This is a genomic window from Candidatus Zixiibacteriota bacterium (assembly GCA_036397555.1).
Taxonomy (GTDB): Bacteria; Zixibacteria; MSB-5A5; order WJJR01; family WJJR01; genus DATKYL01.
On the sequence record DASWIS010000008.1, the window covers coordinates 378613 to 404725 of the forward strand.

A 26113-nucleotide genomic window follows, 5' to 3' on the forward strand; every position below is an offset into this window, starting at 1 on the left:
GATACAGGGAGTAGGCGTAGGTCCGATGACTCATCGCGTCTCCTGGCCAGTTCGATTCGGATCGCAAATCGGCCGGCCGGCGTCAAATAATGGCAGTGCGGAACCAGTATGATCTTGTAAGGGTTCAAATCTACAGCCCTATGACCGCCATTCGTACCCCCGCTTCAACCGCGATTCGGACCATGCTCCTCTTGGGGGCTCTGCTCGCGGTCATCGGCTGCGGCTCCGACCACGCGGCCGTGCCCGGTACAGGAGGCGATTCCCACGCGCTCACCGTCGAAGCCGTCATCGTGGCGCCGCAGCTCCTCTACGATCGTATCACCACGACCGGCACACTGATCGCCAATGAAGAGGTCCAACTGCGCCCCGAAGTCTCCGGGAGAATCACCGGAGTCCACTTCGATGAGGGTCGCCGTGTCCGCAAAGGCGACCTGCTCCTGCAAATCAACGACAGCGAACTGAAGGCGCAGTCGTCCCGAAAAGAATACGAGACCCGTCTGGCGGCCAACGATGAAAGCCGCAAGCGGTCGCTTTTGGACATTAACGCCATCAGTCGCGAAGAATACGACAAGAGTCTCAACACGTTGCGGATGCTGCAGGCGGAAATGGACGTCATCCGCTCGCAGCTGGCGCAGCGTGAGATTCGTGCGCCCTTCGATGGGGTCATCGGGCTGCGGTATGTCAGTGAGGGAGGGTTCGTCAATTCGAACATGTTGGCGGCCACGATGCAAGATTTGGACCCGATGAAAGTCGAGTTCACGGTGCCGGAGAAATACGCCCGACGGCTGAATGACGGGACGAACGTCATGGTGAGAGTCGGAGACTCCGAAGAAGAATATCGCGGCGTCATCTACGCGGTCGAGTCGAAAATTGACCCAGCCACGCGGACGATCAAGTCGCGCGCGACCATCCCCAACCCGGAATCGCGCCTGATCCCGGGTTCATTCGCCAAGATCGAGATCACACTGGCCGAGTTGTACGACGCGCTGGTCATTCCCGCCGAGGCAATCATCCCCGAGTTGTCCGGGCAGAAGGTGTTTGTCTGTACGGGCGGACAATCGAAGCCTGTTTCGGTGACAACCGGGATCCGCACCGAACGCGGCGTTCAGATTACCGAGGGCCTGGCCCCCGGCGATACCTTGATCACGACCGGCCTGTTGCAGCTCAGCGACGGTCGCGCCGTTCAGATTGCTTCATTCGCGGGACAATAACGCTCCATGAACCTCTCCTCGATCTGCATCCGACGGCCGGTCCTCTCGATCGTGCTGTCCATCGTCATCGTGTTGTTCGGTGCCATCAGCTTCGGTTTTCTGGGCGTCCGGGAGTATCCGAGCGTCGATCCGCCCGTCGTAACGGTTTCGACCAATTACATCGGCGCCAACGCCGATGTGATCGAATCGCAAATCACAGAGCCGCTGGAAGAATCCATCAACGGCATCGCCGGGATTCGGTCCCTGACTTCGACGAGTACCGACGGGCGCAGCACCATCACGGTCGAATTCGATCTGGGAATCGCGATGGACAATGCGGCCAACGATGTTCGCGACCGCGTGTCGCGCGCCGCCCGCAATCTGCCGCCCGACATGGATCCGCCCATCATTACGAAATCCAGCGCCGATGCACGGCCGATTCTCTCGATGACGATTCAGAGCGACAAACGGACGCTCCTGGAGCTCTCCGCGATCGCCAACGATATCTTCAAGGAACGCCTGCAAACGATCCCCGGTGTCAGCGAGATTCGCATCTGGGGTGAGAAGAAATACGCGATGAAGCTGAACGTCGACCCGCCACGACTGGCGGCGTATGGGCTGACGCCCCTGGATGTACGCAATGCGCTGGCGCGCGAAAACGTCGAGTTGCCGTCCGGACGAGTCGAAGGATACAGCACCGAGCTCTCGATCCGCACGTTTGGGCGGCTGTCGACGCCCGATCAGTTCAACGATCTGATCATCCGCGAGCAAGACGGCTCGGTCGTGCGCTTCCGCGACATCGGACGTGCGGTCCTGGCCCCGGAAAACGAGCGCACGCTCCTGCGCGGCAATGGCGGCGTGCCGATGGTCGCGGTCGCGATCACGCCGCAACCCGGCTCCAATCACATCGCCATCGCCGACGAGTTTTACCGACGGATCCGTCAAATCCAGCGCGATCTGCCCGAAGACTTGCGCTTTGAAATCGCCCTCGATACGACGGTCAATATCCGCCGGGCGATCATCGAGGTCGTTGAAACGATCCTGATGGCGTTCGTGCTGGTCTTGATCGTCATCTTCGTGTTCTTGCGGCACTGGCGGACCACGGTCATCCCCATGCTGGCCATCCCGATCTCACTGATCGGCGCATTCTTCATCATGTACGTCGCCGATTTCTCGATCAACATCCTCACGCTGTTGGGAATTGTGCTGGCCACAGGCATCGTCGTCGACGATGCCATCGTCGTCCTGGAAAACATCTACGGGAAGATCGAACGCGGGATGGATCCGATCGAAGCGGGGCACAAAGGGTCCAGGGAGATCTACTTCGCGATTATCTCGACGACGATCACATTGGCGGCTGTTTTCCTCCCGATCATCTTCCTGCAAGGTCTGACCGGACGTTTGTTCCGCGAATTCGGAATCGTCGTGGCGGGGGCCGTGTTGATCTCCGCGTTCGTGTCGCTGACGCTCACGTCGATGATGAGCGCCCGCACGTTGCACAAGACGGAACACGAATCGCGATTCTTCACCTGGAGCGAGCGTCAGTTCGTCCGACTGTCGGAAGGATACCGTCGCTCGCTTGCGGAATTCGTGGGTCGACGGTGGCTGGCGCCCTCCATCATGGCCGCATCCGTGACGATCATCATTGGGCTGGGCGCTGTCATCCCCTCTGAACTGGCGCCGATGGAGGACAAGAGCCGCTTGTCGATCAACTCGACCGCTCCCGAAGGAACCTCGTATGAGGCCATGGCAGAGTACATGGAGCGGATCATTGCCATTGTGGATACGCTGCCGGAACGCAGCGTCATCATATCGGTCACGGCCCCCGGATTCGGCTCAAACCCCGCCGTCAACAATGGATTCGTGCGCCTCAATCTGGTTCCGCCCGACCAGCGCGATCGGTCGCAGCAGGACATCGCGGCCGCGATTTCATCGGCGATCAAGACCGAGACGTTTGCGCGCACGTATGTCACGCAGGAGCAAACCATCGGCTCCGGACGCAGCCGCGACTTGCCGGTCCAGTTTGTCATCCAGGCGCCGGATTTCGAACGGCTGCGCGAGACCATACCGCCGTTTATGGAACGCGTCGAATCCGATCCCGCATTCGATATTTTCGATCTGGACTTGAAGTTCTCCAAGCCGGAGCTGACTATCGACATCGATCGCGATCGCGCCCGCGCACTGGGAATCACCGTCCGCGACATTGCCGAAACACTGCAGTTGTTCTTCAGTGGGCAGCGGTACGGGTTCTTCATCTTCAACGGCAAACAGTACCCGGTCATTGCCCAGGCCGACAGGCCCAACCGTGACGAACCGTTGGATGTCAGCGCAATCTATCTGCGCAACAACCGGGACGAATTGATCCAGCTCGACAATGTCGTCACACTGTCGTACCGCAGCACGCCGCCGCAATTGTACCGATACAACCGGTATGTCGCGGCCACCGTCGCGGCCTCCCCGGCCGAAGGGGTCACGCTCGGCGCCGCCATCGGCGCGATGGAGAAGATCGCCGCCGACGTTCTGGATGAGTCGTTCTCGACCAGTCTTGCCGGCGCATCCAAGGAGTTCGGCGAGAGTTCCAACACGTTGATGTTCGCGTTTCTGCTGGCGCTGACGCTGGTCTACCTGATTCTCTCGGCCCAGTTCGAGAGCTTCAAGGAGCCGCTCATCATCATGTTCACGGTACCGTTGGCGCTGGCCGGCGCCGTCATGTCGCTGTGGCTGTTCGGTCAGACGTTCAACATCTTCAGCCAGATTGGGATCATAGCGCTCGTCGGTATCGTGACAAAGAACGGTATTCTCATCGTCGAGTTCGCCAATCAGCGACGTGACGACGGCCTGTCGGTCACCGATGCAGTCATCGATGCCGCCGCACAGCGGTTCCGTCCCATTCTGATGACCAGTCTGGCCACGGTGTTCGGTGTTGTGCCGATCGCGCTGGCGCTGGGCGCTGCGGCGCAGAGCCGCCGTTCAATGGGCATCGTGATTATCGGCGGGCTGCTGTTTTCTCTTGGACTCACCCTCTATGTGATCCCTTCGTTGTACACTCTGATGTCCGGACGGAAACGGCTTCCATCGGGCCGGCAACTTGTGGCGGACTCTCGCGCGATCTCAACGTCGATCGGTTCGGCGACTCCAACATCCTGATTCCTCCGACCTGCACCTCCGGATGGCTCACCGCATCACGCCCCGACGCCATGACACGTATGGGCCCTCCCCCATAGTCCGACCGGGCACGATGCCGGACCGGGCGCCGCTCTAAAGTAGCTTACCACCATACCGAAATACTCAAAAGAGGGCACCGTGCCGCGGATTGCGCGATGCCGGCGACCGTACCGCAACGTTGACGACACGCCCTTCGGGCGGAATGACCCAGTTGCACGCACTGTCTGTTGTCGTCTGCGAGCGCTGGACCGAGCACGAAGCACACTGGCCCAAAGGTCCCGGACTGTCGACACGTGATGCTGACGCAGCCCAACAACGAAGACACGATTCGAGAGCCCTGGCTCCTCCGTTCGAAGCGGCGGTTGTTCGTAACGCTGTTACTAGCGATCGCGATACCGCCGGTCGTCCTCGGTGCCGTCGGCGTGGCAAGAATTTCAAACCAGATGCAGGACCTGACGGTCTACCGCAATGAGTTGGCTGCGCACCTGTTTGCCCATGGCATGGAGACGGAGTGTTTTGGATTGATGCGGTATGTGCAGAGCTATGCCAACCGTAGCCTGCTGGCCAAGGCCGTCATGCATCGGGGGGAAGCGCGCGCACACGCCGTACTCGAAGAATTGGTGACACAGCATCTGCGCATCTCGCGCGCCTTCATTGCGGACACTGCGGGCGTATTGCAATACGATTATCCCCAGGACTCAACAGTGCGGGGAGTCAGCTTTGCGCACCGGGATTGGTTTCTCGGTGTGCGTGGCAGCGGTCAGCCGTACATCTCAGAAGTCTATCGTCGCGCGGCGCTGGGCCAGCCGCTGGTACTCGGCATCGCTTGTCCGATCCGCGATGCCGCGGGGCTCCGAGTCGGCTACCTCATGGCACAGGTGTCTCTCAGCGACATAATCAAAGAATTTTCCGGCACACCGACTCCCGGTTCCCTGTACTACGCCGTGATCGATCACCGCGATCATTGGTTCGATTCGCGTTCGGTTGACGGCGGGCTCACCGATCTGCGTGGTATGCCATTTCTCGACACGATCAGGCAGCTCGCCGGTCGAACAATGCAGGCACAGAATCCGGTCAGCGGACGCCGGGAAGTGATCAGCGCCCGGGTGATTCCCTCGTTCGGTTGGACGGTATTGACCTGCCAGCTCGAGAGTGACGCGTTTGTTTCCGCAATGGGTTTTGCGGCCGGGGGCGCGGCGTTTCTGTTTGCGATGCTGCTGGCGATGTCCTTCCTCAGCTACAGCAGCTTCAGGGCGCTGCGACGCCACGATGCGGCGCGACATCTGGTTCTGGATCAACTCCAAAGTGCACGGGCGGATTTGGAGCGGCAGGTCAGACTGCGTACGCGCGAACTGAGCGCCAAGACAGAGGCGCTTGAGCGCAGCAATGTCGAATTGCAGCAGTTCGCGTCGGTCGCGTCTCACGACCTCCAGGAGCCATTGCGCAAGATACAGGCCTTCGGCGATCGGCTGGCGGCGCTCTGCGCAGGGGGCCTCCCCGATGGCGCCACGGACTATCTGACGCGGATGCAGAACGCAGCGGCGCGGATGCGCTCGCTCATCGATGAACTCCTGGCGTATTCCCGAGTGACTTCACACGGCCGGCACTTTGAACCCACCGACTTGTCCCGCGTGGCGTCCGAAGTCCTTTCGGATTTGGAGGCACGGCTTGAACAGACGGGAGGTGAGGTCGTCGTCGACCATCTGCCGACGATCGACGCCGACCCGCGGCAGATGCGTCAACTGTTCCAAAACCTCATCGGCAACGCACTGAAGTTCCATCGCCCGGACACGGTCCCGCGCGTGTGCGTTTCCGGCCGAATGATCGGCGGGGCGGCCTCCAGCGGCAACCCGCCGTCGATGAGTCCGAGTTTGTGCCGAATTACGGTTGCTGATGACGGAATTGGGTTCGACACCAAGTACCTCGATAAAGTCTTTGCGCCGTTCCAGCGATTGCATGGGCGGTCGCAATACGAAGGCAGCGGCATGGGTCTGGCGATTTGCCGCCGGATTGCCGAGCACCATGGCGGATCGATTACCGCCGAGAGCACTCCGGGCGCGGGCGCGCAGTTTATCGTCACGCTGCCTGTCACACACGAAAATGAAGGGAGCATGCCGTGGGAGCACGCGGAGAGCCGATCGCCATCGTCCTGGCCGACGATGATGCCGATGACCGTGAACTGACACGGGCGGCGCTGGCCGAAAGCCGCCTGGCCAATGAATTGTACACGGTGGAGGACGGTGAGCAGCTCCTCGACCTGCTGGCTCATCGTGGCTCGTATGCGGGGGAGGCGGCAGTACCGCGCCCGGGACTGATCTTGCTGGATTTGAATATGCCGAGGATGGATGGACAGGAGGCGCTGCGGATCATCAAGGCCGATCCGAAGCTGAAAAGTATTCCTGTCGTCATCCTGACGACATCGCGCGCGGAGGAGGAAATATACCGCGCTTACCAGCTCGGTGCGAATTCCTACGTCACCAAGCCGGTTACCTTCGATGGACTGGTCAGCGTGCTGAAGGCGTTGGGGCTGTACTGGTTTGAAATCGTTGAATTGCCATTCATGAAAGGATTGCCCCGCAATGAGCCGGTTGCCCATTCGAGTGCTGATGGTCGATGACGACGAGGATGATTTCATCGTCGCCCGCGATCTGATTGCCTCAGTACGTGACTGTGAGATTCAGTTGGAGTGGGTCTCGGCCTTTGAAGATGCCACGGCGGACATGGACCGTCTCGACCATGATGTCTATCTGATCGACTATCGCCTCGGGGCACACAGCGGCCTGGAACTGCTGCGTGATAACCCCAAAGCGACACAGAGCAAAGCCGTCATTCTGCTGACCGGAGCCGGACAGAGCGAATTGGACTCCGAAGCGCTCCGACATGGAGCCGCGGATTATCTTGAGAAGAGCCACCTGACCGCACCGCTTCTGGTCAAATCGATTCGTTACGTGGCCGAGCGCGTCCGCATCATGGAGTACCTGCGAGCCACCAACGAGACCTTGCGGTCACTGATCGACGTGTCGCCGCTGGGCGTCTGTGTGATCGACAATCGCCACACCGTCACCCTATGGAATCCCGCAGCGGAGAGAGTCTTCGGGTGGTCAGCGGCGGAGGTTCTGGGCAAACCGCTGCCCGGCGCGCACGACGGCGACGACGATGACTTCGCGCGGCTGGTGACCAGCGGGTTTCAGGGCCATGCGCTGGCGGGATTTGAGATTCGCGCCGCGCGCAAGGATGGCTCCGAGGTGGACGTGAATCTCTGGACCGCTCCTCTCAACGATCAGCGCGGCCGGACATCGTCGGTGATGGCCATGGCGGTCGATGTAACCGAGCAGCGCCAGGCGCAGCACGCCCTCCGCTCCAGCGAAGAGTTCCATCGCGCCTTGTCGGAACGTTCCGCTGACATCATTCTGGTCTCGAATGTCGAGGGCATCATTCGTTACGCCAGCCCCTCCTGCCAGCGGGTCCTGGGGTACACCCCGGACCAACTCGTTGACCGCGTCGCGTTCGATTTTGTCCATCCCGAAGATATTCCGGCTGTGCAGTCGGTTATGGAAAGCATTTGGGCGCATACCCGCGAACCGATGACGTTGCGTGTCAGGTTTCGCAACCGTATCGGCGACTACCGCGTGATTGAGGGCATCGGGGCGCGCATCTCGATCGAGTCGATCCCGGAGGGAATCGTCTTGAATGCGCGTGATGTCACCGACCGTGTGACGGCGGAAGAACTGGCGCACCGCCTCGCGGCGGCCGTAGAACAGGTCTCCGAATCCATCATGATCACCGACACCGAAGGGCGGATTCTGTACGCCAATCCCGCATTCGCACATCTGACAGGAATGGACTGTGCCGATATTGTCGGCCAGAGCACGGCGGTTCTCTGCAGTGTACTCACACCCGCCCCGGACACGCGCGGTCTCGTCGACGCCGTGGCGTCCGGTGTCGTCTGGTCGGGAACTTTCGGGGGACGTCATCGGCTCGGGCGCGCCTGCCATGTGGAATGTACCGTCGCACCGATCCGCGACAGCAACGGGCGCGTGATCAACTATGTGAGCGTCGCGCGCGATGTCACCGAAGAACGTGTTCGCGAGGCGCACCTGCGCCAGTCGCAGCGCCTCGAAGCCATCGGTTCGCTGGCGTCGGGGATCGCCCATGAAATCAACACGCCGATCCAATTCATCGGCGACAATGTCCATTTCCTGGCATCGACCCTCTCCGAGCTGCTGCCCGCGCTTCAGGAACTCTCGAAAGTGCGAGCCACGACCGGATCGGAGGGCAACATTGGTGGTTCGCGCCGATTACCACGCGACACGGACACGCTGGATCTGGATTATGTCATCGAAGAGATACCGCGCGCCCTCAACCAGACCCGCGAGGGCATCGACCGCGTGATCTCCATCGTCAAGGCGATGCGCGAATTCGCCCATCCCGGCGGCCACGGTGAGCACCGGACGGAGATCGACCTGAACCGGGCGCTGGAGGGTGCATTGACCGTCTGCCGCAACCAGATCAAGAATGTCGCCGACGTGCGCACCGATTTTGATGTGAAACTGCCGCCGATTCCCTGCTACGCAAACGAGCTGAATCAGGTGTTCCTCAACCTGCTGATCAATGCGGCACAGGCGATTCAGGAGGTCTACGATAAAACGGGCGACCGCGGCTGGATTGCGGTACGAACAGTCCATGAAAACGGTAGTGCGCTGGTGGCGATCGGCGATACCGGGAGCGGGATCTCTGAGTCGGCGCGTGAGCACATCTTCGAGCCGTTCTTCACGACCAAACCGGTCGGCCGCGGAACCGGACAGGGATTGGCCATCGCCCGATCCGTGATCGTCGACAAACACAAGGGCTCGATCACCTTCGACACCGTCGAAGGAAGCGGAACCACGTTTTACGTTCGCTTGCCGTTCATCCCGAAAGAGAAGGAGACCGAGCATGAGCCGGCTGTTATTCGTAGATGACGAACCCAATGTGTTGGAGGGTCTGATGCGCATGGCGCGCGCTACGCGTTTGCCATGCGAAGTGGAGGCGGTCGGGAGCGCTGCGGCGGCGCTGGCACGCATCCAATTGGGGGGAATCGATCTGGTCGTCACCGATGTCCACATGCCGGCGATGGACGGGTTCGAGCTTTTGTCCCGCATCCGTCAGGAGCCGGGTACCGAACATCTCCCGGTGATCATGCTCACCGGATCGCTGGATTCCGATGCGCGGCGGCGGTCACTGGAGTTGGGGGCAACGGATTTTGTGACCAAACCGGCGGTTCCCGCGGAGTTTTCGGCCCGTGTGCGCAACATCCTCAAACTCAAGCTGTATCGCGACCGACTCGCCGAACAGAATGAACTGCTGGAAACGCAAATCCTGAGTCTTCAGAAACTGGAAAATGTCGGGACGCTGGCGGCGGGCCTCGTGCATGATCTGAACAATGTACTGACCGCAGTCGGAGGGCACGTTCAGTTGGCGCTTAACAAGTGCGGCGATCCGGCAGCAGTCTCCCGCCATGCGAAATCCGCCCTCGACTCTGCCGCCCAGGCGGGACAGTTGGTGGAGCAATTGTTGCGGGTATCAAAACCCCACGTGGGCGATTGGGAGATGTGCGACATCGTGTCGGTCGTCGACAGCGGTTTGCACCTCCTGGAAGCGTCGAAATCCGAAAACGTCGCAATCTATTGGATCCCACCGCGTGAGGAGCTTTCATTGTCCGCCGATTCGGTTCAGATCGGGCAGGTCATCATGAATCTCTGCATCAATGCCATGCAGGCGATGAGCGACCACGGAGAAATTCGCATCAGCGTGCAACCGGTTCGGCTGAGTGAAGAGATGCACTGCACCTGCGGCGCCACGCTGCTTCCGAACGACTATATCTGTCTGCAGGTCAACGATACGGGCGGCGGCATCCCTCCGGAAGCCTTCCCGCACCTGTTCGATCCATTCTTCACTACGAAACCGGCCGGGCAGGGGACGGGTTTGGGGCTGTTCGTCGTCGGACGGGTTGCCCACAATCACAATGGCGGCGTCATGGTAGAGTCGGCGCCCGGCCGGGGGACAACCTTCTCCGTCTATTTCAAGTCCGGCGCGATCGACCGCGTCTCGGTCGGTGAGGAAGCGGGTGTCTCAGGCAGGGCCGAGTAAAAATCCGCATCCGGTCGGTTTCGCAGCTCACCTTTGCGCGACGGTGATTCCATGGGGCTTCGGTTCGGTCCCGCGTCAGACGCCACCCAAATCAATGCGAGATTCGCATACGGTTTGACGATCGGCGCCTTCCGGCCGCATCTATTCGCCGGTGGCGACGCGGGAACCTTCATCATCTGCCCGTGTCTTAACGGTGGCGGCAGTCGCCGAGACGTAGCGGAGCCCGAAACGATTCGGAGGTCGATGTCCGATGGAAGACATTTCCCGTAGTCCCTGGCGCGCCGGTATCTTACTTTTTCTGGCCGCAATCGGCACGCTCGCGTGGGCTCAGACCAGGATGAAATCGGAGGAGAGTGTTGTGACCGTCAAGGCGTTGACTCCCGAAGAAGAACGGGTGATCGTCCACAAAGGGACTGAGCCGCCCTTTACCGGAAAGTATTGGAACCACAAGGAAGAAGGCGCCTACGTGTGCCGGAATTGCGGCGCGGAGTTGTACCGTTCGGCCGACAAGTTCGAGTCGGGCTGTGGGTGGCCGAGTTTCGACGATGAGGTGCCTGGGGCAGTCAAACGGACCCCCGACGCCGACGGATTTCGGACGGAAATCACCTGTATGAGGTGCGGGGGCCATCTCGGGCATGTTTTCGAGGGAGAGAAGCTGACGCCGAAGGATGTTCGGCATTGCGTCAATTCCCTCTCCCTGGAATTCATCCCTGCCGGACGGCAGGCAGAGGTCGCAACTCAGACTGCCTACTTTGCCGGGGGGTGTTTTTGGGGAACTGAGCACTTGCTGAACAAGACCGAGGGCGTCATTTCAACCCGAGTGGGATACATGGGGGGCCATACATCCAAACCGACCTACAAGGATGTCTGCAACGGCAACACCGGACACGCCGAAGCAGTCGAAGTCGTATTCGATTCGGCCAGGATCGACTACGAAACGCTGGCGCGGCTGTTTTTTGAAATTCACGATCCGACTCAGGTCGATCGGCAAGGCCCGGACATCGGCGATCAGTATCGTTCGGAAATTTTCTATGTCGATGATGCCCAGAAGCGGGTGATCGAGAAGCTGATCGGGCTGCTGGAGGGTAAGGGGTACGAGGTTGCCACACGGCTTTCAAAAGCCGGTACCTTTTGGGAGGCCGAACAGTACCACCAGGACTACTACGAGTACACCGGTAAGCAGCCCTACTGCCACGCATACCAGAAACGATTCTGATCCCCTTTGCCGTTTGGCCCAACAGCCGTCCATGATGGTCACATGCCGACGGCGGGTCCCGATTTGTCTTGCAGACGATCGGCCACATCGGGACATTTCGTCTGCGCACTTGATTGCCGATCGGGCGATTCGATAGATTCCTCCCGGCCGGCGGTCATACGGTGTCAGCGTGATCAACACAGCCCTGCCAAGAGGCATCCGAAAACGCCCGTCGGGTTTGTGCCGACTCCGGGGGCGTCCCTTGTCGGTGGCGGCCATTGTCGCCGTCGGGACGGTCCTCCTCCTTTTTTTCGACGCTGGGTACATTCGTTCGGCGAGCGATCGCGGCAGTTCGCAAGGGAACGATCGCCCTCGGCCGCGCCGGGAGGTTCGGGGGGCAGGAGCGACAGGGCTCCAGACCATTGACATCTCAGGCGATCAGACGGTCGAAGACGTGGTCGACGCACTGCTCGGCAAGACGGCGCTCACTGTGAGTAATATCCGGTACAGCGGTGCCGCGATTGCGCTGGGGACTTTCACCGGCGGCGAGGGGATTGTCGGATTTGAGTCGGGGATTGTATTGTCGACCGGTGACATCTCGTTTGTTGTCGGTCCCAACAATAGCAGCGGGGCCGGGTGGCAGAACGATCAGCCCGGTGATCCGGAACTCGACGCGCTGATTCCCGGATTCGAAACCCTGGACGCTGCCGTCCTGGAGTTCGATTTTGTCTGCGAGAATGTCCAGCGAGTCGGTTTTGAGTATGTCTTCTCCTCCGAAGAGTACAATGAGTATGTGAATGCGAGCTACAACGATGTTTTTGGCTTCTTCGTAAATGGCAAGAACGTGGCGCTGCTGCCCGACGGCATCACGGTCGTCTCGATCAACAATGTCAATGGCGGCAATCCCCTCGGCGAGAACGCCTCCAACCCGCAATTCTATCGGAATAACGTCGACGACACGTGTCAGTTCAACGAGACCTGTCCGATCAATACGCAGATGGACGGAATGACGGTCGTCTTGATTGCCGAAACGGCGATCAATCCCGGACTCAACCACATCAAGATTGCGATTGCCGACGCCGGAGATGCTTCGCTGGATTCCGACGTCTTCATCAAGGGGCAGAGTTTCATCTGCGGCAGCGTGAACAATAGCCCTCCGGTCTGTGAACTCGATCCGGCGGGACCCTTTACCATTTCATCCGGCGCAAAGCTCAGCTTCCTTGTCCATGGTTCCGACCCCGATACGGGACAGACAATCACCATGACCGACGTCGGCAGCTTTCCGCCGACCGCGACTATGTCGCCGATTCTGCCGCTGGCCGGCCCGGCCACCGGGATTTCATCTCAATTTTCATGGCAGCCGGTTCAGACCGGGACATTCATCATTCGGTTTCAGCTCAGCGACAGTTTGGGCGGTTTTGATACCTGCACGGCATCGATCAATGTGGTCGAAAGCATATTGCCGTTTGTCGTCGCCACGACGCCCGTAGAGGGCGGGCTGGATCACTTGTGGGATGATAAAGTGACGGTCCGGTTTTCCGAGCCGGTAACAGGGAACCTGGATGCGTCGATTTCGGCCGCCAATCAGGACGGCGTCGCGATCACGGTCAGTGCTGTACTCAACGATGTCTTTCTCAGCGTATCGCCCAAGTTCGAATGGCCCGACGACGACGTCGTCACGCTGCGCATCAGCGCCTCGATGACCGACCTGACCGGGAATGCGCTCGACGGCAACTTGAATGGTATTCCCGAGGGTTCGCCGATCGATGACTTTCTGCTCACGTTCGGAACCGCGCCCGGCGTCTACCCCGGCGACGCCGACGATAATGGTCGAGTGGATGAACGCGACGTCCTGCCGCTGGGACGATTCTGGGAGCTCTCCGGCCCGGCCCGGCCGCGTCGAACGGACGGCTGGAATCGTGAATTATCGGAGGCCTGGGTGCCGCGAGGGGCCACTCACGCGGATTGCGACGGCAACGGCGTCATCGATTCTATCGACATCTGCACGATTGCCGAGCATTTCGGGCGGTCCATTCCGGCGATGCCATCGCTCGGGCGACCGACAGAATGGACCGAGCCGCTCCACGACGATATTCTCGGTGCGCTCGCGCGCGCCTTGCTGACCTGCGAGAATATCGGCGATGTCGCACGTCTGGCACTGACGTCGGTTCTTGAATCCGAGAATCGTCCTGTCGCCTCCGCTCCCAAGTCAGCCGCATTGCTTGAGAATTTCCCGAACCCGTTTAATGCGGGAACGGTCATTCGATGGGAACTGAGCACCGCCGCGCATGTGGACATCGCAATCTATGACGTCCTTGGTCGCCCCGTTGTCTCACTCTTTTCGGCCGATCTGCCGGCCGGGCAACACAGCGTCTCCTGGAGCGGCACCGGCGATCAGGGGCAGCGGCTGCCCTCCGGTGTCTATATTACCCGTCTGCGGACCGGGTCTTCCGTGCTGAGCCGCGCCATGGTCTTGCTGCGTTAAGCACATCTGCCTCCACAGGAATCCTCATTCCTTATTGGCTGATCCGATCTCCAGGCCACACGGCGACAACTCATACGGATTGATTTTGTCGGACTGATCGGTGATCTTCGCACTCCGATGCGGAGTGTCCGGCCCGGCCTGCCCTATCCCCTCGGCGTACATTGGGACGGTCACGGCGTCAACATGGCTGTCTTTTCCGAACACGCCACCGCAGTCCACCTGTGCCTCTTCGATTCAGTCGCGTCAGATCATGAATCACAGCGCATCCCGCTTCCTGAAAAGACGAATCACGTTTGGCATGGCTACATTCCCGGACTGGGCCCGGGACAGCTCTATGGTCTGCGTGTCCACGGACCCTACGAACTGTCGCAGGGACACCGATTCAATCCGCACAAGTTGCTGCTGGACCCGTACGCGCGCTGCGTCGCCCGTCCGCCGCAGTGGCGCCCTGAGTTGTACGGCGACGGACACGCCACTGACGACATGTCGCGCACGCTCGACAAGTCCGACAGCGCGGGATGCGCGCCATTGGCGATGGTCATCGATCCGTCATTCGACTGGGGCGGGGATCAGTTGCCATCCGTCCCGTGGCACGAGACCGTCATCTATGAGCTTCATGTCAAGGGATTCACGCGACGCCACCTTGATGTTCCGCAGAATCTCAGGGGCACTTATCTCGGACTGGCGACGGACCCTGTCATCCGTCACCTGAAGGATTTGGGCGTCACGGCGGTGGAGTTGTTGCCGGTGCATCAGCACATGAGCGAGCATGAGTTGATCGGACGCGGTCTCACCAACTACTGGGGATACAGCACGCTGTCATTCTTCGCTCCCGACGTCCGCTATGCCGTTTCACGGGCGCCCGGCGATGTCATTAACGAGTTCAGGCAGATGGTACGCGCATACCATGCAGCCGGATTGGAAGTCATTCTCGATGTCGTCTTTAATCACACGGCGGAGCGCGATCAGGATGGTCCAACCGTGATGTTTCGCGGCCTGGATAATCGCGCGTATTACCGTCTGGACCCGCACGATCCCGGCACCTATGTCGATGTCACCGGCACGGGCAATACCCTGAATGTGACCCACCCGCGCGTACTCCAATTGGTCATGGACAGTTTGCGATACTGGGTGAGCGAGATGCACGTCGATGGCTTTCGCTTTGACGAAGCGGTGGCATTGGGACGCGATCCTCAGGATTTCGACTCTGAGGCGGGTCTGTTTCGTGCCATCGCGCAGGATCCCATTCTGTCGCGCGTCAAGCTCATCGCCGAACCGTGGGATCTGGGTCCCGGTGGATTGCGGGCCGGTGGATTTCCACCGGGATGGTCGGAGTGGAACGGACGGTTTCGCGACACGGTCCGTTCCTTCTGGCGCGGCGAATCAGGATGCGCATCCGCACTGGCGACGCGACTGACCGGCTCAAGCGACCTGTTTGCGTCGTCGGGACGGGGCCCGTCGGCCGGCATCAACTTCGTGACGTGCCACGACGGATTCACGCTGCGCGATCTGGTCTGTTACGACAGAAAGCACAATGAATCCAACGGCGAGAACAATCGCGACGGTTCCGACGACAACCGCAGTTGGAACGGCGGCATTGAGGGACCGACCGACGATCGGGCGGTCGATGCCCTGCGATGGCAGCGGCAGCGAAATTTTCTGGCGACACTGATGCTCGCCCAGGGCGTGCCGATGCTCAGTCACGGAGACGAACTCGGCCGCTCCCAACAGGGAAACAACAACGCCTATTGCCACGACAGCGAATTAACGTGGGTCGATTGGAATCCCGGCCTGCAGGGAGAGTCCCTCCGCGCGTTTACCGGCCGCCTTGCCCGTATCCGCCGTGAACAACCGGTCCTCAGACGCCGAAGATTCTTATGTGGGGAGGTCGCACCCGGCTCCGAGTTCAAGGACGCTGCGTGGTATGGTCCCGACGGACGGGAACTGACGGCCGAGGCATGGCATGAGCCGAGTCTGGGATGCCTGGGCGTGCGGCTCGACGGCGATGCCATCACTGAGACTGATACGGAGGGCAATCGCATCGTCGGTACGACGCTGTTTCTGGTAATGAATCATTCGGCGGCGGACGTACAATTCGAAATGCCTCCTGAGTCGGGCATGTACGCCTGGGAACTGTTGCTGGACACATCAGAACCTGATGCTCAGGGCGTTCGATTCGCGCAGGGAGTCGCTTATGAGATCACTGCACGCAGTCTTGGTTTGTTTCGCCTGCTGAAGGATCGGTAAACGGCCGTGAATATACACTCAGCCGAATTCAGGTCTCCGCACAGCCAAGCGTCGTCGTCGCCGTCGCTCTTGAAAGCTGTACCCCCGCCGCCGCGTGTCGTCGTCGAGAGTGTCTCTCCGGAGATCGACGGCGGGAAATTTCCGATCAAGCGTACGGTCGGCGAATTCGTCGATGTCTGCGCGCACGTGTTCGCCGATGGTCACGACGAACTGGGCGTAGTGCTGCGATTCGTCGCCGGAGACGGCGACTGGCAGGAAGTCACGATGCTGTCAGCGCGCAACGATGAATGGCATGCGCGCTTCACCATCGAGCGTTTGGTTGCGTATCGATACACCGTGGTTGGCTGGGTTGACCATTTCGCCACCTGGCGGCGTGATCTCAAGCGGAAATCCGAAGCAGCCGTCGATGTCGCAGAGCATTTCGCCTCCGGCTGCGAACTCATCAAGTCGCGTCGGCAACACGCGTCTCCGGACGATCGGGACGCGATCAACACAGCACTCCGTCGTCTGCAGTCGGATGAGTCAATAGACCGACGTCTCTCCGCGGCGTTAGACGATGGTTTCTGTGCCCTGATGCAACGCTGCGATCCGCGCGACGGGATGGCAAGCTACACGCGCGAACTGGTTGTCCAGGTCGATCCCCGGCTGGCCGTGTGCGGCGCGTGGTATGAAATGTTCCCACGGTCGGCAGCAGGCAAACCCGGGCTGCACGGCACGTTCGACGACTGTATCCGGCGGCTGCCGTATGTGGCCGGAATGGAATTCGACATACTTTATCTCCCGCCGATCCATCCGATTGGCACGACCCACCGCAAAGGAAAGAACAACGCGGTCGAATGCGGTCCGGGCGAGCCGGGCAGCCCGTGGGCGATCGGGTCGGATGAGGGCGGGCACAAGGCGATCCATCCGGCGTTGGGGACGATCGCCGAGTTCCGCAAACTTGTGACGGCCGCTCAACAGCATGGTCTGGCCATCGCTCTGGACATTGCGTTCCAATGCAGCCCGGATCATCCGTACGTCAAAGAGCATCCCGACTGGTTCCAGCATCGCAGTGATGGATCGATCCGATATGCGGAGAATCCGCCGAAAGAGTACCAGGACATCTATCCCTTCGACTTTGAATCCAAAGACTGGCGGGCGTTGTGGGCAGAGCTCAAAAGCGTGTTTGAGTACTGGATCGGGCAGGGCGTCACGCTCTTTCGAGTAGATAATCCGCACACCAAGCCATTTGCGTTTTGGGAATGGTTGATGGCCGAACTGCATCGCGATTATCCCGAAGTCATTCTGTTGGCAGAGGCATTCACACGCCCAAAGATCATGGATCATCTGGCCAGGATCGGATTCAGCCAGTCGTACACGTACTTCACCTGGCGCAACAGCAAGCGTGAACTGACCGAGTACATGACGGAACTGACTAAAACCGAAGTGGCCGAATACTTCCGCCCCAACCTCTGGCCGAACACGCCCGATATCCTGCATGCGTATCTGCAACAGGGCGGACGCCCGGCATTCGCGGCCCGGTTGGTCCTGGCGGCGACGCTGGCGGCCAACTACGGCATCTACGGCCCCGCGTACGAGTTGGCGGACAACAAACCGTTGACCCCCGGCTCGGAGGAGTACCTCAATTCGGAAAAGTATGAGATTCGACAGTGGGATATCGAGCGATCCGACAGTCTGCGCGAGCTGATCAAGCGGGTCAACATGTCCCGGCGTGCGAATCCGGCTCTGCAATCCAACCGCGGGCTGGTCTTCCATGACATCGAGAACGATCGATTGTTGTGCTACAGCAAGGCGACCGACGACAAGGACAATGTCGTGCTGATCATCGTCAATCTCGATCCGTTCAACGCGCAATCGGGATGGACGGCGCTGAACCTGAATGCATTGGGACTGTCGCCCGGCCAAACCTACGTTGCCCATGATCTCCTGACCGGCACGCAACACGTGTGGAAGGACGAACGCAACTTCGTCGAGATCAGTCCGCGACGTCAGCCCGCACATCTGTTTGTCATCGACTGCAAGGGCGCGTCCTGAGCACCAATCCATGACGCACTGTCACGCAAAAGACATTCCACCGGGCGATGACCGGCTCTGGTACAAGGACGCGGTCATCTATGAGCTGCATGTGCGCGCGTTTGCCGATAGCACCGACGACGGCATCGGCGATTTCCGAGGCCTGACCGGCAAGCTCGACTATCTGCGCGACTTGGGAGTCACAGCGCTTTGGCTCTTGCCTTTCTATCCGTCGCCGTTGCGGGATGACGGATACGACATCTCCGACTACGGCGACATTCATCCCGACTACGGCACGGTGCGCGATTTCAAAGTCTTCCTCAACGAGGCGCACAATCGCGATCTGCGCGTCATCACCGAGTTGGTCATCAATCACACCTCCGACCGGCACCCGTGGTTTCAACGCGCGCGCCGCGCGGAGCCCGGATCGCCATTGCGAGATTTCTACGTCTGGAGCGAGACGCCGGATCGCTACAAGGATGCGCGCGTCATTTTCAAGGATTTTGAATCAGCCAACTGGACATGGGACGCGGTCGCCAAGGCATACTACTGGCACCGCTTCTATTCACACCAACCCGACTTAAACTTCGAGAATCCGAGGGTCGTGCGCGCTGTGCGTCAGGTGTTGGACTACTGGCTCGACATGGGCGTCGACGGCTTGCGGCTGGACGCGGTTCCCTATCTCTTCGAGGAGGAGAACACCAATTGCGAGAATCTCCCGCGCACCCATGACCTGCTCAAAGACTTGCGTCGACATGTCGATGAGCACTATCCCGGCCGCATGCTGCTGTCGGAAGCCAACCAATGGCCGGAGGACGCCATCGCCTATTTCGGAAGCGGCGATGAATCGCACATGGCGTTCCACTTTCCGGTCATGCCTCGGCTCTTCATGGCCGTGCGGATGGAAAGCGCCTTTCCGATCATCGATATTCTCGAACAAACACCGACGATTCCGGAGTCATGCCAGTGGGCGATCTTTCTGCGTAATCACGACGAGTTGACGTTGGAAATGGTCACCGACGAGGAACGCGACTACATGTACCGTTCCTATGCCTACGAGCCACAGATGCGGATCAATCTGGGCATCCGCCGCCGCCTCGCCCCGCTGATGGAAGGGGATCGGCGACGAATCGAACTGCTCAACGGGCTGCTGTTTTCTCTGCCGGGAACACCGGTGCTGTACTACGGCGACGAAATCGGAATGGGCGACAACATCTACCTGGGTGACCGCAACGGAGTCCGGACGCCGATGCAATGGAACGCCGACCGTAACGGCGGCTTCTCTCGCGCGAACCCGCAGAAGCTCTATCTGCCGGTCATCATCGACCCGGAGTATCACTACGAGGCCGTCAACGTCGAATCGCAGTCCGGCAACCCCCATTCGCTCTTATGGTGGATGCGTCGGCTGATCAACGTGCGCCGCAGTGTCCCGGCGTTCGGGCGGGGCGATCTGAAGTTTGTAGCGTCAGACAATCCCAAGGTATTGGCCTTCTTGCGCCGCCACGACGACCAGCACGTTCTGGTCGTGTGCAACCTTTCGCGTTTTCCTCAGAGCGTCACGCTGCTGTTGGGGGATTACTCCGGACAGCATCCCGTCGAAGTGTTCGGCGGTGTGCGTTTTCCGGCCGTCGACCGCTCGCCGTATATTCTGACATTGGGACCGCACACCTTCTACTGGCTGCTGCTTCAAGGAGAGCGCCCGTCGCTCCCCGCTCCCGTGTCGGGATCAGTCGCCGGTCGGCCGTTGCGTGTGGGGCGTCGTTGGGAATCGGTGTTGAGCGGTCGTGCGCGGACCGCGCTGACACATGATCTGGCATCGTATGTCTCGCGCCAACGGTGGTTCGGCGGCAAGGGCAAATCGCTGCACGGCGCAGAGTTGACGCAGACGCTGCTGATTGCGCCGTCCTACGCCATTGCACTGGTACAGATTCGCTATACGGAGGGCGAACCGGAAGTCTATCAGGTTCCGCTGGGATTCGCGTCCGGCCCCGATGCCGAGCGCGTTTTGTCGGAATCTCCGAATGCCGTTATTGCGATGTTGGCGACTCCGAGCGGCGATGGCATCATCTACGATGCCGTTGTCGATGGTGGTTTCCGCACGCTGATCCGCGAATCAATTTTCCGACGCCGACGCTTTCGCAGCGGCGAGGCGTCGATACTCTGCCGCGCCGATTCGGGCGGCCGTACGCCGGCGGGCGCCGAATGGCAGCCGGTCGAATCGCGTATCCTGTCCTCAGAACAGAGCAATACATCGTTCATATACGGGCAGCGGCATGTCTTCAAGCTTTTTCGCAAGGTCGACCCGGGCGATAATCCCGAGCTCGAGATCATGCGATTCCTGACGCAGCGGGGTCGCTTCGGGCACATCGCTCCCCTCCTCGGTGACATCGGGCTGCAGTCCGCTGAACGGGCGCCGATCCAAACGCTCGGCATACTTCAGCAGTTTGTCCCGAACCAGGGCGATGCCTGGACACATACTTTAGAAATTCTCGCCCGATTCTATGAGCAGGCGATGACTCACGCCGATCCGCCGGTCGGCGACGAGGCCGGGCGGACTCTCGTGGCCCTCGTCGGGACGGAGATACCCGACGCTGCAATCGAGTCCGTCGGCGGCTACCTTGAAACGGCGCGTGCGTTGGGTCTGCGGACGGCCGAGATGCATCTGGCCCTTTGCTCCGATCCATCCGATCCGAACTTTGCCACGGAACCGTTCTCCGTTCTGTATCAGCGGAGTTTGTATCAGGCCTTCCGCGCACAAGCGCACCAGGCGCTGGCATTGCTGCGCCGTAATCTCGCCGGTCTCCCCGATGGAGATCGGGCCGCCGCCGCAGCGGTCCTGAGCGCGGAGGATCAGATCGTCACGTGTTACTCCCGACTCCTCGATCACAAAATTGCGGCTGCGCGCGCGCGCTGCCATGGCGATTTTCATTTGGGGCAGGTGCTGTTCACCGGCAAGGACTACGTAATCATCGATTTCGAAGGAGAACCGGCACGACCGCTGTCGGAGCGCCGCCTGAAGCGGTCGCCGTTGCGGGACGTGGCGGGGATGTTGCGATCGTTCGACTACGCCGGAGTGGTCGCGCTGCGCGATCGTCTCGATTCGGCGACGTCATCTTTTCACCTCGAACGATGGCGGCAACACTGGACCACATGGGTCAGTGTCGCCTACCTCAACACCTACCTGACCACTGTCCAATCAGGACCGATTGCGCCGTCGAATAACGCCGATCTGAATGTACTGCTGAATGTGTTCCTGCTGCAGAAGGCGATCTACGAACTCGAATACGAATTGAACAGCCGGCCCGCATGGGTCACGGTCCCGCTGCAAGGCATCCTCAGTCTGCTCAATCACCGGGAGCCGTGACCGGGATGTCCAACGGCACACCGACAGCGCTCGAACGTCTCGCCGCACTGTACAGCATCGAGACTCAGTACACAGACGTCGACGGGCGCCGCCATCGCGCCGCGCGTGACCCTTTAACCGCCACACTATTGGCCATGGGCTGCGACCTCACATCGTTTCGCACCGTCAACGAGGCGATCGCGAAGCGTCGGAAGCAACTCAATGCTCGGATCGTCGAGCCGGTTCTCGTTGCCTGGGATGGACGTCTGCGGGGCGTTCGACTCACCTTGCCCCGACACAATATGCCGGATGTGGCAACTGGCCGGATTCAGCACGAAGATGGAACTGTACACGAGTACCGGGCGCGCGTCGTTCGTTCGCGCTCAGGCACAGATGGCGAAGCATCCATCGCCGAATACTTCCGATGTCGTCTGACGCTGAATCTCCGATTGCCCTTCGGATACCATGCGCTCTTCATCACGGTCGGCGCACACGCTTGCGAAACGCGGATCGTCAGCGCACCGCGACAAGCCGCGCCCAAAGGCAACGCCCGCGCATGGGGCGTTTTCCTGCCGCTCTACGCGGTCCGTTCCGATACAAACTGGGGATGCGGCGAATTCGGAGAGCTGGCCTCGCTGGGAGAGACAATGAACTCAGTGGGAGCCGGCGTCGTCGCCTCGTTGCCTCTCCTGCCCGTCAAGCTGCGAGGACGCATCGATCCGAGCCCGTACGCCCCGGTCTCGCGGCTATTCTGGAATGAGTTTCACCTCGACATCGAGTCGATTCCCGAGCTCACAAGATGCCGCAAGGCGCAGGACACTCTATCGTCCGCTGCCGCTCAAACGATAATCATGCGCGCCCGCCGATCGGATTTTGTCGCGTATGAAAGTCTGGCTAAACTGAAGCGGTCGCTCCTGGGACAACTGGCTGAATGGTTCCATCGGCATGGTCCCTCCCGACGACGGGCCGCGTACGAGTCGTACAAACGGGCACACCCGCTGTCGGCGCGCTACGCCGCATTCATGGCCACGGCCGCGCGACGTCGATCGCCGTGGAGTCGTTGGCCTGCCCGTCTTCGAGACGGCGATTTGCGTGCCTCGGACTACGATCCCGCGATGGCGCAGTCGTATCTGTACGCGCAGTGGCTCGCCCGTGAGCAGTTGTCGCAGTGCGCGAAACGTCTCGACCGCGCAGGAGTGCGGCTGTACCTCGATTTGCCGATCGGTGTCCGGCGCGATGGATTCGATCCCTGGCACGAGCGCGATCTCTTCGTACACGATGCGTCATCGGGCGCGCCGCCGGATGCTGTCTTCACCAGCGGCCAGAATTGGGGCATGCCGCCTCTGCATCCCGACACGCTGCGCCAACAGGGATATCGCTATCTGCGCGCCTGCGTGCGCCATCAACTGCAGTATGCCCGCATGCTTCGTATCGATCATGTCATGCAGTGCCGACGGCTCTATTGGATTGCCGATGGATTGAACGCGCGCGATGGAATCTATGTGCGCTACGATGCCGAGGAGCAATTCGCCGTTTTGTGCCTCGAGTCGCATCGCTCCGGCGCTGCAATTGTCGGCGAGAATCTGGGGATCGTGCCCCCTGAGATCAACCGCGCCCTCCAACGGCATGGTATCCGTCGCATGCACATCCTTCAATACGAACTGCAGTCTCACGGCGCCCAGGGATTCGATCGCGCGCCCCGCCGGTCGGTCGCCGCATTGAATACGCACGACATGCCCCCCCTCGCATCCTTTCTCAATGGCGATGATATCCCGGACCGCGTTGCGCGGAATCTGCTTTCCCGACAACGCGCCAGACGCGAGGTTCAGCGCAGAGCCGAATGCCGTTTGGCGATGAGCACCCTGTTGCGGCCGTTGCCGGGAACAACAACTCACGATCTCAACCTGCGGGGGATTCTCAGGGCCGTTCTGGATCGTCTCGCCGCATCCCCGGCCGAAACCGCCCTGATCAATCTTGAGGACCTGTGGCTGGAGACCCAGCCCCAAAATATTCCCGGGACAAGCGGACGGCACAATTGGCGGCGCAAGGCGCGATTCTCGCTTGGCGATATTCTGAGCGATGCCGAGGTGGTCTGTCTCCTGCGGCGGTTTGATGCCATTCGAAGACGACTCAAGGAAGGACATACGCAGTGATGCCCACCGATGTGCCCAACAGCCGCAACGTCCTCTCGGACCGACCGTCGTCGCCTGCGATTGATTCCGTTGGGCTGACGCCCGATGATCTGCATCTGTTCAACGAAGGGACACATGCGCGGCTCTATCTCAAACTCGGCGCGCATGCGACGGCGATCAACCACCAATCCGGCGTCCACTTCTGTGTGTGGGCTCCGAACGCGGCCTATGTGTCGGTGATCGGCGATTTTAACGGCTGGACCCGGAACGCGCACCCCTTGTCCCAACAGGGAGTGTCGGGACTGTGGGAAGGATTCGTTCCGGCTGCCAGGACCGGCCAGTGCTACAAGTATCACATTCGCTCTCACGTCAACGACTACACCGTCGAGAAGGCCGATCCATTCGCTGTTCGGGCGGAAGTCTCACCGAAGACCGCTTCGGTCGTCTGGAATCTCGGGTACGATTGGCATGACGGCGATTGGATGTCGTCACGGGCGCAGCGCAATGCGCTGAATGCGCCGATTTCGGTCTACGAGGTTCATCTCGGGTCATGGAGGCGTGTACCCGAGGAAGGATTTCGCCCGCTGTCCTATCGTGAGCTCGCGGATCAACTGACGGAGTACGTGCTGCGCATGAGATTCACGCACGTAGAATTGCTCCCGATTATGGAGCACCCCTTTACCGGATCGTGGGGCTATCAAACCACCGGATATTTCGCGCCCACCAGCCGCCAGGGATCGCCGCAGGATTTCATGCATCTGATCGATGCGTTGCACCAGCAGGGCATCGGCGTCATTCTCGATTGGGTGCCGTCGCACTTCCCCAACGACGAGCACGGCCTCTCGTTCTTTGACGGCACGCACCTATATGAGCATGCCGATCCGCGACTCGGTTTCCACCCCGACTGGAAAAGTTGCATTTTCAATTACGGACGCCACGAAGTGCGCAGCTTCCTGATTTCCTCGGCCATGTTTTGGCTGGACCGCTATCATGCCGACGGGATACGTGTCGATGCCGTCGCCTCGATGCTCTATCGCGACTACTCGCGAAAGGACGGGGAATGGCTGCCGAACGAACACGGCGGCCGTGAAAACACCGATGCCATCGCGTTCCTGCGGCGTCTGAACGAAGCTGTCTACTTGAGTTATCCGGATGTCCAGACCATCGCCGAAGAATCGACCGCGTGGCCGATGGTGTCCCGTCCCACCCATGCAGGGGGGCTTGGATTCGGACTGAAGTGGGACATGGGATGGATGCACGACACGCTCCGGTACTTTGAGCGCGACCCCATTCATCGCCGGCATCATCAGAACGACCTGACATTTCGCATGGTGTATGCCTTCAACGAAAACTTCATGCTGCCGCTCTCCCATGATGAAGTCGTCCACGGCAAGAGCTCGCTGCTCTCGAAGATGCCGGGGGACGACTGGCAGAAGTTCGCGAACCTGCGTCTCTTGTACAGCTACATGTTCGCACTGCCCGGCAAGAAGCTGCTCTTCATGGGGAACGAGATCGCCTCCTGGGACGAGTGGAATCATGATGGCAGCGTGGACTGGCATTTGGAGCAGTATGATCGCCACGCCGGCATCCAGCGGCTCATCACGGATTTGAACCGATTGTATCGACTCCTCCCCGCCCTGCACCGCGCAGACTGCGAGCCGTCGGGGTTCGAGTGGATCGACATTCAGGATTCGACGAACACCGTCATCAGCTTCTTGCGGCTATCCGCCACTCAGGGAAAACCTGATCTCGCCATCGTGTTTAACCTGACCCCGATTCCCCGCAAGAATTACCGCATCGGTGTTCCCGCAGCAGGCCGCTGGGTTGAAGTCTTCAATAGCGATGCTGAGTGCTACGGCGGCACCGGGATGGGCAACATGGGAACGGTTCACACAGCGCCGATCGCCCTGCACGGCCACCCGCAATCCCTCGAGCCGATTCTCCCGCCGCTTGGGGCTATTTACCTGCAATCCGCTCAAACAGCAGCGCGCTGATCCTGCGGCGTCGTCTGATTTCAGCGATCGAGCGTGTGCCGGCGATATCGGTGGAGCAACGCAGGAGTTGCGTACTGAGAAGCTTCGTTCTGGCGGCAAAGAGGCGGTGATCAGACCTGAATGAATACAATGCCGAAGGCGGGATTCGAACCCGCACAGGCGAAGCCCACCACCCCCTCAAGATGGCGTGTCTACCAATTCCACCACTTCGGCAGTCATT

General features: G+C 60.3%; 13 protein-coding genes and 1 tRNA gene. 13 read left to right on the forward strand and 1 reads right to left on the reverse strand.

All coding sequences use genetic code 11. The features are described from left to right. The first annotated feature begins 182 nt into the window (after positions 1-182). The 13 genes from VGB22_03170 (at position 183) to glgB (ending at position 25893) form a co-directional block, all read left to right on the forward strand. Positions 183-1211, forward strand: coding sequence for an efflux RND transporter periplasmic adaptor subunit (locus VGB22_03170; GenBank protein HEX9750280.1), 1029 nt, complete (start codon positions 183-185; stop codon positions 1209-1211). A gap of 6 nt (positions 1212-1217) precedes the next feature. Beyond that, complete coding sequence (locus VGB22_03175; protein HEX9750281.1) at positions 1218-4337, forward strand: efflux RND transporter permease subunit; 3120 nt, start codon at positions 1218-1220, stop codon at positions 4335-4337. 314 nt (positions 4338-4651) lie between these two features. Continuing rightward, a complete protein-coding gene (locus tag VGB22_03180; GenBank protein ID HEX9750282.1) occupies positions 4652-6538 on the forward strand; it encodes an ATP-binding protein in 1887 nt (628 codons plus the stop codon). Further along, positions 6472-6972, forward strand: coding sequence for a response regulator (locus tag VGB22_03185; protein ID HEX9750283.1), 501 nt, complete (start codon positions 6472-6474; stop codon positions 6970-6972). The genes VGB22_03180 and VGB22_03185 overlap by 67 nt, the downstream gene beginning before the upstream one ends. Beyond that, the gene (locus VGB22_03190) at positions 6935-9316 is read left to right on the forward strand and encodes a PAS domain S-box protein (GenBank protein ID HEX9750284.1); all 2382 of its coding nucleotides are present in this window, start codon (positions 6935-6937) and stop codon (positions 9314-9316) included. The genes VGB22_03185 and VGB22_03190 overlap by 38 nt, the downstream gene beginning before the upstream one ends. After that, the gene (locus tag VGB22_03195) at positions 9291-10484 is read left to right on the forward strand and encodes a response regulator (GenBank protein HEX9750285.1); all 1194 of its coding nucleotides are present in this window, start codon (positions 9291-9293) and stop codon (positions 10482-10484) included. The genes VGB22_03190 and VGB22_03195 overlap by 26 nt, the downstream gene beginning before the upstream one ends. Positions 10485-10821: 337 nt before the next feature. Further along, entirely contained in the window at positions 10822-11700 is an 879-nt protein-coding gene (locus VGB22_03200) for a bifunctional methionine sulfoxide reductase B/A protein (GenBank protein ID HEX9750286.1), read from the forward strand. A gap of 433 nt (positions 11701-12133) precedes the next feature. Further along, complete coding sequence (locus tag VGB22_03205; GenBank protein HEX9750287.1) at positions 12134-14164, forward strand: choice-of-anchor L domain-containing protein; 2031 nt, start codon at positions 12134-12136, stop codon at positions 14162-14164. Between the two features lie 117 nt (positions 14165-14281). Next, positions 14282-16411, forward strand: coding sequence for a glycogen debranching protein GlgX (gene glgX, locus VGB22_03210; GenBank protein ID HEX9750288.1), 2130 nt, complete (start codon positions 14282-14284; stop codon positions 16409-16411). 69 nt (positions 16412-16480) lie between these two features. Further along, complete coding sequence (locus VGB22_03215) at positions 16481-18445, forward strand: alpha-1,4-glucan--maltose-1-phosphate maltosyltransferase (GenBank protein ID HEX9750289.1); 1965 nt, start codon at positions 16481-16483, stop codon at positions 18443-18445. Between the two features lie 10 nt (positions 18446-18455). Next, on the forward strand, positions 18456-21788 hold the full coding sequence (gene treS / locus VGB22_03220) for a maltose alpha-D-glucosyltransferase (GenBank protein HEX9750290.1): 3333 nt from the start codon (positions 18456-18458) through the stop codon (positions 21786-21788). A gap of 5 nt (positions 21789-21793) precedes the next feature. After that, the gene (malQ, locus tag VGB22_03225) at positions 21794-23920 is read left to right on the forward strand and encodes a 4-alpha-glucanotransferase (protein ID HEX9750291.1); all 2127 of its coding nucleotides are present in this window, start codon (positions 21794-21796) and stop codon (positions 23918-23920) included. Beyond that, on the forward strand, positions 23920-25893 hold the full coding sequence (gene glgB / locus VGB22_03230; GenBank protein ID HEX9750292.1) for a 1,4-alpha-glucan branching protein GlgB: 1974 nt from the start codon (positions 23920-23922) through the stop codon (positions 25891-25893). The genes malQ and glgB overlap by 1 nt, the downstream gene beginning before the upstream one ends. A 130-nt stretch (positions 25894-26023) precedes the next feature. Here the strand turns inward: glgB and VGB22_03235 are convergent. Further along, positions 26024-26106: transfer RNA gene (locus VGB22_03235), tRNA-Leu, on the reverse strand. Between the last annotated feature and the right edge of the window lie 7 nt (positions 26107-26113).

Bases quoted from the DNA above. Each gene is read 5' to 3' on its own strand.
- VGB22_03170 (HEX9750280.1), top strand. From the start codon at position 183: ATGCTCCTCTTGGGGGCTCTGCTCGCGGTCATCGGCTGCGGCTCCGAC.
- malQ (HEX9750291.1), top strand. From the start codon at position 21,794: ATGTCCAACGGCACACCGACAGCGCTCGAACGTCTCGCCGCACTGTAC.
- glgX (HEX9750288.1), top strand. From the start codon at position 14,282: ATGCGGAGTGTCCGGCCCGGCCTGCCCTATCCCCTCGGCGTACATTGG.
- treS (HEX9750290.1), top strand. From the start codon at position 18,456: ATGACGCACTGTCACGCAAAAGACATTCCACCGGGCGATGACCGGCTC.
- VGB22_03195 (HEX9750285.1), top strand. From the start codon at position 9,291: ATGAGCCGGCTGTTATTCGTAGATGACGAACCCAATGTGTTGGAGGGT.
- glgB (HEX9750292.1), top strand. From the start codon at position 23,920: ATGCCCACCGATGTGCCCAACAGCCGCAACGTCCTCTCGGACCGACCG.
- VGB22_03200 (HEX9750286.1), top strand. From the start codon at position 10,822: ATGAAATCGGAGGAGAGTGTTGTGACCGTCAAGGCGTTGACTCCCGAA.
- VGB22_03175 (HEX9750281.1), top strand. From the start codon at position 1,218: ATGAACCTCTCCTCGATCTGCATCCGACGGCCGGTCCTCTCGATCGTG.
- VGB22_03190 (HEX9750284.1), top strand. From the start codon at position 6,935: ATGAGCCGGTTGCCCATTCGAGTGCTGATGGTCGATGACGACGAGGAT.
- VGB22_03180 (HEX9750282.1), top strand. From the start codon at position 4,652: ATGCTGACGCAGCCCAACAACGAAGACACGATTCGAGAGCCCTGGCTC.